This window comes from Frankia sp. KB5, from assembly GCF_002099325.1.
Lineage (GTDB): Bacteria > Actinomycetota > Actinomycetes > Frankiales > Frankiaceae > Frankia > Frankia casuarinae.
Map to the genome: position 1 here is coordinate 1 of NZ_MRUJ01000132.1, position 9,842 is coordinate 9,842.

General features: G+C 70.3%; 9 protein-coding genes and 2 pseudogenes. 6 read left to right on the forward strand and 5 right to left on the reverse strand.

Features of this window, described 5'->3' with window-relative positions; translation table 11 throughout:
• The coding region (locus tag KBI5_RS13805; protein WP_198537701.1) for an ATP-binding protein at positions 1-1,170 on the reverse strand (1,170 nt) is incomplete at its 3' end.
• A gap of 427 nt (positions 1,171-1,597) precedes the next feature.
• Here KBI5_RS13805 and KBI5_RS13815 point away from each other — a divergent pair.
• On the forward strand, positions 1,598-1,846 hold the full coding sequence (locus KBI5_RS13815; RefSeq protein ID WP_011434791.1) for a DUF6158 family protein: 249 nt from the start codon (positions 1,598-1,600) through the stop codon (positions 1,844-1,846).
• A 36-nt stretch (positions 1,847-1,882) separates the two neighbouring features.
• On the opposite strand, the gene KBI5_RS13820 is transcribed toward KBI5_RS13815, so the two are convergent.
• Both KBI5_RS13820 and KBI5_RS13825 read right to left on the reverse strand, forming a co-directional pair.
• Entirely contained in the window at positions 1,883-3,850 is a 1,968-nt protein-coding gene (locus tag KBI5_RS13820) for a substrate-binding and VWA domain-containing protein (RefSeq protein WP_085015467.1), read from the reverse strand.
• A 290-nt stretch (positions 3,851-4,140) separates the two neighbouring features.
• A complete protein-coding gene (locus KBI5_RS13825; RefSeq protein ID WP_085015468.1) occupies positions 4,141-4,869 on the reverse strand; it encodes a nucleotidyltransferase family protein in 729 nt (242 codons plus the stop codon).
• A gap of 110 nt (positions 4,870-4,979) precedes the next feature.
• Between KBI5_RS13825 and KBI5_RS13830 the strand changes: the two are divergent.
• A pseudogene (locus KBI5_RS13830) lies at positions 4,980-5,192 on the forward strand (zinc ribbon domain-containing protein); the annotation flags it as partial.
• 115 nt (positions 5,193-5,307) lie between these two features.
• On the opposite strand, the gene KBI5_RS13835 reads toward KBI5_RS13830, so the two are convergent.
• On the reverse strand, positions 5,308-5,856 hold the full coding sequence (locus tag KBI5_RS13835) for a MarR family transcriptional regulator (RefSeq protein ID WP_232235176.1): 549 nt from the start codon (positions 5,854-5,856) through the stop codon (positions 5,308-5,310).
• Positions 5,857-6,238: 382 nt separating this feature from the next.
• Between KBI5_RS13835 and KBI5_RS13840 the strand changes: the two genes are divergently transcribed.
• On the forward strand, positions 6,239-7,234 hold the full coding sequence (locus KBI5_RS13840) for a phospholipid-binding protein (RefSeq protein ID WP_347272501.1): 996 nt from the start codon (positions 6,239-6,241) through the stop codon (positions 7,232-7,234).
• Entirely contained in the window at positions 7,231-8,106 is an 876-nt protein-coding gene (locus KBI5_RS13845; RefSeq protein WP_085015470.1) for a metallophosphoesterase, read from the forward strand. The genes KBI5_RS13840 and KBI5_RS13845 overlap by 4 nt, the downstream gene beginning before the upstream one ends.
• A gap of 14 nt (positions 8,107-8,120) precedes the next feature.
• Here the strand turns inward: KBI5_RS13845 and KBI5_RS13850 are convergent, their stop codons facing one another.
• A complete protein-coding gene (locus KBI5_RS13850; RefSeq protein ID WP_241882887.1) occupies positions 8,121-8,996 on the reverse strand; it encodes a Rieske (2Fe-2S) protein in 876 nt (291 codons plus the stop codon).
• Positions 8,997-9,143: 147 nt separating this feature from the next.
• Here KBI5_RS13850 and KBI5_RS13855 point away from each other — a divergent pair, with 147 nt between their 5' ends.
• Together KBI5_RS13855 and KBI5_RS13860 are read left to right on the forward strand one after the other, a co-directional pair.
• Complete coding sequence (locus KBI5_RS13855; RefSeq protein ID WP_011434799.1) at positions 9,144-9,572, forward strand: DUF2795 domain-containing protein; 429 nt, start codon at positions 9,144-9,146, stop codon at positions 9,570-9,572.
• Between the two features lie 81 nt (positions 9,573-9,653).
• Positions 9,654-9,842: pseudogene (locus KBI5_RS13860) on the forward strand (hypothetical protein); the annotation flags it as partial.

The following is a 9,842-nucleotide window of genomic DNA, read 5'->3' on the forward strand; positions in this document are numbered from 1 at the left end:
CGCGCCGGCTCCGGTCGGCTCGGCGGCGGGCCAGCGGAAGGTCACCTTCGTCCCATCGCCCGGCCAGGCGGTCACCAGGGTCTCCCCGCCATACCGGCGCAGGGCGGAATAGCTTCCGGTCATGCCCCCGCCCGCTCGGACGGAGCCGGGATCGAACCCCACGCCCCTGTCCCGGACGACCACCAGCACCGAATCCGCGTCGCCCTCGACGAAGAGGTGGACCTCGTCGGTGCTGGCGGAGTGTCGGACCACGTTGCGCAGGGCCTCCCTCGTCGCGGCCACCAGTGCCTCGCGGACCTCCGCGGGCGGTTCGCCCTTGATCGACACGAAGGGCACCAGGGCGAGCCCCTCGTCGGCCAAGGCGTCCACGACCGCGGACATCATCTCCTCGAGGCCGTTCTGGGTGGAGTCCGGTGAAGCCGTGCCGTCGACGGCCAGGGCCCGCGGGTCCATCCCGCGTGGATCCATGATGATCCGACGCGCCCGCTGTGCCCCGCGCCGGGCCTCCCGGACGAGTGCCGGTGAGGGCACTCCACCGGCGGCAACATGATCGACGACGGGGAGCAGGTAGTCGTGGATCTCCCGATGGGTGATCTCACGCTGGCGCAGGCTTTCGGCCTCCTTCTCCTGCTCGATCGCGAGCCGCCCGGCCGCCGCGGCCTCGTCCTGGGCGGCCGCGGTCGCCGCGCAGAGCGCGCGCAGCTCGCGGGCGATGAGCATGGCGACGACGTACCACAGGGCGAAGCCCAGCAGGTCCGAACCGAGCTTGAGGGAGACATCCGGCAGCACGGCCAGGCTCCATGCCGCCATCAGGACGGCCACCGCACCGACCGCGAGCAGCGTCAGCCCGAGGCCGAAGCCGATGCCCGCGGGTGCGACGAGGCTGAACGGCACGAGCTCAGTCATGATCTTGTTGCGTTCGTCGGGTTGCGCGGCTCTGGACCCGACGAGCATCAGCGCCACGCAGAAGGCGACGTCCGCCAGGACCAACCGGGGGGACAGCCGGCCCGGCCGCCGCCAGACCCGCCAGGTGAACCAGGATGCCTCGACGGCCGCGGCAGCCACGATCAGCACGGCGATCCACGGGTGGCGCAGGCGAGCCCAGCCGAAGAGCGGGATGATCACGAACGTCGCACAGGCTGCTCGGGTGTAGCCGACCATCCGGGACATGCGTTGCTCGGTACGTTGGATGACGTCGCAGGAAGAAGCCGCCGATCCAACCAGCCCGGTCATAGTGCGCAACGGTAGCGAGCCAGCCACAGATCGACCAGCGTCTGCCAGCGCCTGACCAGAAGGAGCGGGCATCTGGTCGTCCCGGTGTGTGAAGAGGGCCATCCGGGCACCGCAATCAGATGCAGACCACGTATCCCGTCATCGTCACGGTCGCGCCGCCGGGTCCCGGCCCGACGCCACCCGAGCCCTCGCCGCCCTCGCCGATCCCCGATCCTGTTCTGCCCGGTCCCGAGCCGACGCCACCCGAGCCCGCGCCGGATCCGGTACCACCGCCCGGCCCGGGGCCGGATGTTCCGATCCCGCCGAACCTGCTGGTCCTCCCGCCAGCCGGGAATCGCGCCGCCGGAATGGGTAGACCGAGGGCATGATGCACCGACCAGCTGGAATTCCCGCGCAGGAGCTGACCGACGTCGATCTCGTCCGAGAGCTGCGGCACCTGCATCGTACCCGGCACGATGCCTTCATCGCGGGGAGCGAGGACGCCTTCGAGACCCACACCGCACGGATGCTGGAGCTCGAACGCGAATACCTGCGGAGGTTCCCGGACGCCGCGAGTCCCGATCCGCGCCGGACCCGAGCCGGCAGACGGCGTGCCGCCGGAGTTCCCGTCTGAGCGGTTTCAGGGGCGCGGTTTCAGGGGCGCGTGGCTTCAGGGGCGGACGCGGGTGAGCGCGTCGAGGTAGATGTCGACCACCTGGCTCGGGTCCGGCCGGAGGTAGGAGCGTCCTGCGGTCGCCGCGGCGATGCGCGACAGCGCGGTGAGGTCGGCGTCGTTGCTGTAGGCGATCATGATTATGGCGACCGGCCGCTTCGGGTCGTACTCGGCGTGCAGCTGTTCGATCAGGCTGTCCAGGCTCGGCGCGGCCGCACCCCGGTTCGTGTCGCGACCGTCGGTGAGGATGACGACCTGGTTGAGCCGGCCGGGGACGTAGTGCTGGGTCAGGAAGCGGAAGGCCGCGAGCGTGGTGGCATACAGATCGGTGGCTCCGCCGGGGACGATCCCGGCCTGCGCGGCGATCAGCTCGTCCCGATGGGTGCCGCCTCGTCCGGGTGCGTTGAGCGCAGCCATCGGCACGAGATCCCGGTAGCCATGGACTCCCTGGGCGCCCTGCTCGCCGGAGAACCGCCAGAGACCGACCTGGCTGTCGGGTGYGAACAGGCGCAGGCCGGCCAGGGAGGTCTCGACGGCCGCCTGCAGCCGAGTTCTTGACGGGTCGGTGCCCGGGACCGGTTCGGCCATCGATCCGGAGCTGTCGAGCGCCACGAGGGTGGCACCACGCTGACGGGCATGGCGGAAGAACCGCCGAGCCGTGCCGAGCGTGCTGTCGGAGGCGTCCRTGCTCGCCAGCTTCGGCGGGACGGAGCGCACCCCGTCGGTCGCGTTGAGCGTCCCGGCCAGCCCGCCTGGGTCATCGTGGCCCGCCAGCTCGGTGGGTGTGCGGAAACCGGCTCCGCTGAGAGCCGCGCGGCCCGCGTCCCCGCGCAGGAACGCGGCGAAGGCGTCCGCCGCGGCCCGCCGGGACGACGAGCTCGCCGTCTTCTTCAGGACGATGTACGGCACCGTCGCCGTGAACATCCCGTCCGAGGGGTAGGACGCCACCAGCGTCGTGGCCGGGGGGTTACCGTTCTGGCTTGTCAGGGACCGGTTGTAGGCGATGACATCGGCCTCCAGAGCCGGGAAGGCCGAGGGAGCGGATCCGGCCGCGCCGTTCTCCGTGCCGCCGGTGCGCACCGAGTCGAAGAGTTGCTGGTCATACTCTGGCAGCCAGTCGATGGAGCGTTCCTGCCGGAGCACGGTGAGCTGGGCCGCGCGATCCTGGTCGAACGTGCCGGTGGTCATCTCGGCCGCGGTGAGTCCGCGGGCGGCGCCCACCGTTGCGATGACGGCCCGCAGCGCGGCGGCCGAGTGCTCCGGATTGGCCATGGCGAACCGGAAGTCCCCCCACTGGGGCTCGCCCCGGTGGGTCCAGAAATCGGCCTCRCCCGCGGCCGCGGCCAGTTCGGCCCAGGTCACATGATGTTCGGGCCAACCGAGGCGCTGTGCCATGAGTCTCGGCATGGCGATGACGACGGGCGATCCCGCGATCGTCGTGGCCTTCGCCGGCAGTTTCGCCGTGACCGGGTCCGATTCCTGGCCCAGCTCCAGCCAGTCGGCCGACTCCGGGATCCAGACGTCGGGCGGCCCGGGGGAGTCCGGCGACTCCGGCCGGGACAGCGTGTCGAGCACCCGGTCGGAGGCGACCACCGACACGGCGAGGGTCACGCACGGGCCCGCCGAGCCCTCGGCACCGGCGCGCTGACGATCGAAGTCGGCGGCGAGCCGGCTGATCGGCGCCGCGAGTGCCGGCGCGGTGGTGATGGTCAGGGTGGCCCGTTCGCCGCCGTCCGCGCATTCCCCGGCCGATCCGGCATCCCAGGCGGCGCGGGCCGCGAACCCGATCCCGGTGGCGGTCAACGCGCCCAGTACAAGCAGCGCCGCGCCGCTGACGATGCCCAGGCCGACGGTGACGGCACGGCCGCGGCCACCGGCCCGGGACCCGCCATACCGGGACGCGCCGTGATGGGACGCGCCACCACGAAATCTGTTGCGGCGGGATCGATGGCGGGCGTCGGACACGGAGACGTCCTTTCCGCGAGCGAGCGTCGTGTCCGTCCCTGACCCGCCACCAGCACGATGGTCTGCGTAACGTTTCCCGCCGAGCCCATCGCGCAGCGCCCGACACCATCCCCGGGTGTCCGGCCAGCCTCAGATGGTGATGGTATGGTGCCCCGCGCCGGTTCCCGTGCCGCCGATACTGCCGGTGGCCCGGTTGGGCGTCATCCTTTCTTGGAATACCGGGGTTCGCTGTTGTTCTTCCGTTTCTCACGTCGTTGCGGCGGTGTTCCTACTCATGGGTCCTTAGCGTTCTACCCGGGCTGGGTGTGCGTGTCGCCGCTGGCGAGGTCGGCGGGGGTTTCGAGGTCGGCGGGGGTTTCGAGGTCGGCGGGGGTGTTGACGTCGGCGGGTGAGCCGGTGCCGTCGCAGGGCACGCCGGTGACCTCTCCCGGGTGGGCCCGCAGCCACGCCCGGGCGCCGGCCTCGCCGCGCGCGAGAGCCGCCACCTCGGGCCAGACCGAGCGGCGTAGCAGGACGGGATGGGCCGGCCGGCCTCCGTAGGTGGCGGTCATCGCCGGATGGGCCGACCCCGGGTCGGCCGCGGCGGAGATCAGACGTTRCACCGCCGCCGCGCCGAGGGAAGGTTGGTCCACCAGGGTGACAACCACGGCGTCGGTGTCGGTGCCGACCAGGGCGGCGAGACCGGCCCGCAGCGACGCGCCGACACCCTCGGTCCACCGCGCGGCCGATACCAGGCGAACCTCCGGTATCAGGCCGGCCGTGGGTTCCAGGCCGATCTCGGGCGCATCCCAGCCCGCGGGCGCCGGCCCGGCGACCCGGCGGGTGGCGAGGCGTCGCACGACGATGCCCACCTCGTCCGCGGCGGCGCCGGTGACGACCACGACCGGCCGGCAGCCCCCCGCCGTGAGCAGGCGGACACCCCGCTCGACCAGCGTCACACCGCCCAACTCGACCAGAGCCTTGGGGCGTCCCATCCGCCGTCCTGCCCCGGCAGCGAGCAGCAGACCGGCGACGTTCACCGGATTCGCGGCGTGGATGCCCCACGAGAGATTCGTGAAGTCACATTTTCACCTTCGTGATCTGGACAGGCATCGGGCTGCTTCTGGTCGGTGATGCCTGGCCATGCTAGGCGGAGCCGTCCCACGCTGGCTGGTCGCGGTTCGTCGGGATGCTGGAGTACAAGGCCGCCCGGTACGGCCGGACCGTGGTGAAGGTCGACCGGTGGTTTGYGTTGTCGCAGGTCTGTTCGGCGTGCGGGGTGAAGGACGGGCCGAAACCACTGACCGTCCGGTCGTGGACGTGCCCGGCCTGCGGGGTCGTCCACGACCGGGATGCGAACAGCGGCGTAGCAGGCGGGAATCTCCACCCTTCAGGGCGGAGAGGACGTCAAGAGGCGGCGATACCGAAGATGCCGACCGTCATMGACCTCGGGCGATACGTAGCGACCCCGCATCGTGTTAATGGGGCCTATCCTGGTCGACGATGCGGGCCAACATCGACAACAGGGCGGTCTGTTCCTCCTCGGACAGCGGCGCCAGCAGCTTGTCGTTCATCTGGTCGATGCGGTCCGCCACCTGACCGTGGGTCGACTCTCCCCGCTTGGTCAGCCGCAGGACGTTGCGCCGGCCATCACGCGGGTCACGGACCCGKCGGATGAGCCCACGCTGCACGAGCCTCGCCACCACATCGGCCACCGTCGACCGATCCAGGGAGGCTCGTTCTCCGAGCGTGCGCTGATCAATATCGGGATCAGCGAGCAGGCTGTTGAGGACCACGAACTGCGGAGGTGTCGTCTCGGTCGAGACGGTGGTGGTCCAGAGCTGATAGGTCACCTGCTGGAGCCGGCGGGCCAGCTGGCCGGGATGGCTGGACAGGTCGACCACGCCGTGGCCGCCCGGGGCGGCCGGCCGCGAGGTCAGGGTGGCCGGCCCAGTGGCGCGTTGTTCAGGGAGGCGTTCGCCGGAGTTCTCCGGTGCGGCTGTTTCCCCTCCGAGGGCCCTGGCCAACTGGTCGGATCGTGTGCGCGTGTTCAGGGTTCGCTTCCAATCCGGTGTCGAAGTAGGCGGGCGACAGGTTTGCCGCGAAGGTCATCATCGCTCATGTCGACGCTCGGTGTCGTCAAGCCGTGAGATTCAGGTGTCTATCAGGCGTCGAAGTGGTAACTCTTGTGGCATGTAGTGAAATTATAACTACGGATAGCCGGACGGCGCCATGCTTCTGTAGTAGTCCTGTCACCGCTTCGAGGTAGTCATTTAGAGGTGTCGCAATCGCGACAGCCACCTGCCGCCCGACTCCGGTGGGGTACGCGAGGTGCATCACATGGTTCCCGCGGGTACGGGCAGCGGTATGGAGGATGCGCCCAGAGGCCTGCGGGAGAGTCTGAAACGCGTGRCTGTGACCCTGAAGGAGGCGGGCATCCCGTTCGCTCTCGGGGGCAGCTACGCCTGCTGGGCCCGGGGCGGCCCCGAGCCGGTCCACGACGTCGATTTCATGCTGCGCGAGGACGACGTGCCGCGGGCGGTCGAGGTGCTTGCGAACGCCGGCCTGCGCCCGGTCGACTCACCCGAGGACTGGCTCACCAAGGTGTTCGACGGCGAGGTGCTGGTCGATCTCATCCACCATCCGGTGGGTCGGGCGGTGACCCAGCAAACGCTGGAGCGGTCCAGTGAGATGTCGGTGGACTCGGTGCGCATGCCCGTGCTGGATGCCACCGACTGGTTCGAGATGACCCTGTTGGCCCTGGAGGAACGGTACTGTGACCTCGCTCGCGTGATACCGATGATCAGAGCGATGCGGGAGCAGGTCGACTGGGATCAGGTACGTCGCGCGACGGCCACCTCCCCCTTCGCCGAGGCGGCCCTGCTCGTGGCCACCCGGCTCAACCTGATCCCGGCCGCCGGTCGTGCAGTGTCGGCCGAAGGTGCTCCGTCTACCGAAGGTGCTCCGTCGGCCGGGGGCACCCCCACGGGTTCACGTCCGCACGGCCCGTTGGTGCCAGCGGGTGGGGCGGTGCCAGCGGGTGGGGCGGTGCCAGCGGGTGGGGCGGTGCCAGCGGGTGCGGCGGAGAAGGCCGGGACCGCGAAGCGGATCGCCGACACCGCCGGGTACGGGGCACTGAACCTCACCGAGGCCGATGAGTATCTTGCCGGTGACCTGCACGAACGCCTCGCCGAGGATCCAAGGGTGGCCGAGCTCGGGCTGGAGGTGGTGGTGGATGGCCAGCAGATCCTGGTCGAGGGCGAGGTCGCCACGGACGCCCGCCGCCGGGCCGTCGCGGATGTGCTCGCCGAGGCGCTTCCCGGACGCCTGGTGAGTAACGAGGTCACCATCGCGGATCGGGGGATGCCGACCGAGGCGCCGCCGAACGTGGAGACCATCTCATGATCAGAATTGCCGCCGTCGGCGACATCCACCTGGGCGTGGACAGCCGCGGAACCTTCGCACCGCTGCTGCGTGGACTCGCCGGTCGGGCGGACGTGCTGCTGCTGGCCGGTGATCTCACCCAGCGGGGGCTGCCGGCCGAGGCCGAGATCGTCGCGGCCGAGGTGGCGGACGCCGAGGTGCCCGTCGTCGCCGTCCTGGGTAATCACGACTACCACGGCGGTGCCGAGAACGAGATCATCGAAATGCTGGCCGATGCTGGCGTGACCGTCCTCGAAGGCGGCGGCACGGTCCTCGACATCGACGGCCGCCGTCTCGGAATCGCCGGCGTCAAGGGATTTGGCGGGGGGTTCGCCGGGGCCAGCGGAAGCGACTTCGGCGAACCACTGATGAAGGCGTTCATCCGGCACACGAAGGACGCCGGATCCCGGCTGCGCGGTGCGCTGGAAAGTCTGGATTGCGAAATCCGTGTGGCTTTGATGCACTATGCTCCGGTACCGGACACGCTCATCGGCGAGCGAACCGAGATCTTCCCGTTTCTCGGCAGCTACCACCTTGCCGAGGCGGTGGACGCGGGGGCCGCCTGCCTTGCGCTGCACGGTCACRCCCATGCCGGTTCGGAGCACGGGATGACGGCCGGTGGGGTGCCGGTCCGTAACGTGGCCCGGCCGGTGATCAGGAAAGCCTATGCGCTTTACGGGGTGGGCGAGATGGCCACCACCGGGCGCCCGGGCTCGGACCGCGCGGGCCTACAGCGCTCGGCTGGCGCCGCCAGCCCGGCCGTCGTCCCGCCAGCCGTCCCGCCAACCGGTCCGGCAGCCGGGACGCCCCGCTCCGCGGCGGACAGCCCCTCGACGCTGTCCCGCCCMAGTTAGCTATTCCGCGGTAGCTATCCCGCCCCAGGCAGCCGTACCCGGACCTCACCATCGGAGATCCACACATCGAACCGCGGCTGGGGCGCGGTCGCGGGACCATGCACCACCGCGCCGTCCGTCACCCGGAAGGTGCTGCCGTGCCAGGGGCAGCGCAGGCAGGTGAAGCCGTCCCTTCGGATGATCTCTCCCTTGTGCAGTGGTCCGGACAGGTGGCTGCACCGGCCGGCCAGTACGTCGACGTGGTCTCCCTTCCGGAGGAGGACGACCGGCACATCCCGCAACAGCCGCGCCTCGGGTCGGCCGTCCGCCAGTTCGTCCAGAAGGGCGAGCGGATGCCAACCGGGCGGCAGCAGGTGGGGTACCTCCTCGGTGTGGTTGGCTCCCGACGCCTGCCGGTAGGCCAGATGACCGCCGAGGTAGGCCGACGTGCTGGCCGTGGCGAGGCCGAGCAGCGCGAGACGACGGCCGAGGCGGCCGTTGCCACGCCATCGGATGCCGAGCGAGGCGGCGTAGCAGCAGGCCGCCAGACTGTTCGTCGCGGCGTGCGCCACCCCGACCCGCAGTTGGCGCTCATGCAGCTCGGAGTAGTCGGCGAGGCCGCTGGCGGCGGCCGAGACCGCCGCGAGCAACCCCGTGGCGATCAGTACCCGGGCCGCCCGTTCGGACCCCTCGTGACGTCCCGCGAGCAGGTCCACGATTCCCGCGGAGATCCAGGTTCCGATGGGGAGCGCAGCGAGCGCCGGATGCAGAGGGTGACCGAGCGGCACGCCGTGCAGGGTGTCCCGGATGGTCCCGTCGTGCAGGGAGCGGCGGACCATGTCACGGATCTTCACTGCCACCGGGTCGAGAGCTTCGGCCCRCTCCAGGCGTTCGGCGGGTCTGACCAACACGTTGTGGGGTATCYGCACCATGGATGCCGGTGTTCCCGCCCATCGCTGGCCGTGAACATCTGCTGACCGGAGAAGCCGGGTGGCCCGATCGCGGGTTTGCTTCGTCCGTCAGCGCGCACCACTGAAACAGCGGAAAGGAACGAGAACATGGCAGTGGATCGCGGAAGCACCAAGCACGGCCCTGTGCGCGACGACATCTTGGCGCACGAGGTCGAGGGGCTTGTGCGGGCCGGGCGGGACACGCGGGCGGAGGAATGGCGCTCCGCTGAACCGTTCCCCGAGGAAGCGACCGGTGGCCCGCAGAACCTGGATGCCGCTGGGTCGCGGGTCGGTGTGCCGGCCGGGATGACGCCGGTGGACGTCGAGGAACGCTCCGAGCTCGCCCGCTGGCTCGGCCGGGCGGTCTTCCCCGCCAACCGTGACGAGATCATGGATCATCTGCGTCATCARCACGCCCCGGACCGGGTGGTTGACGAGGTCGCCGGTGCGCCGCCCGACATCCAGTTCACCTCGTTGGGCGCGCTGTGGCGGGTACTGCGACCCGGCCCTCCTCACGTGGAGTCACGGCGTCACTGAATCCGTCCGATGATCCATAATATGACCAACATCATGAAGTAGTCGGTATGACGCCGTAGCCGGCGGGGTACGGAAACACCCGTGGGTGGYGGGCTCGCCGCGAGCGTTCTGCTGCTCGTCGGCTTCGCGATGATCGGAGCGTTCAACGTTTTTGCCTTCGGTGCCCTCGCCGGCCTGTGGGCGTTGGGTATCGCATGGATCATGGTGCTCGGCCGGCGGGCCATCGATCGCCGGGTCGTCCGCGCTCGGCTGCGGGAGGCGCTGCGGGGG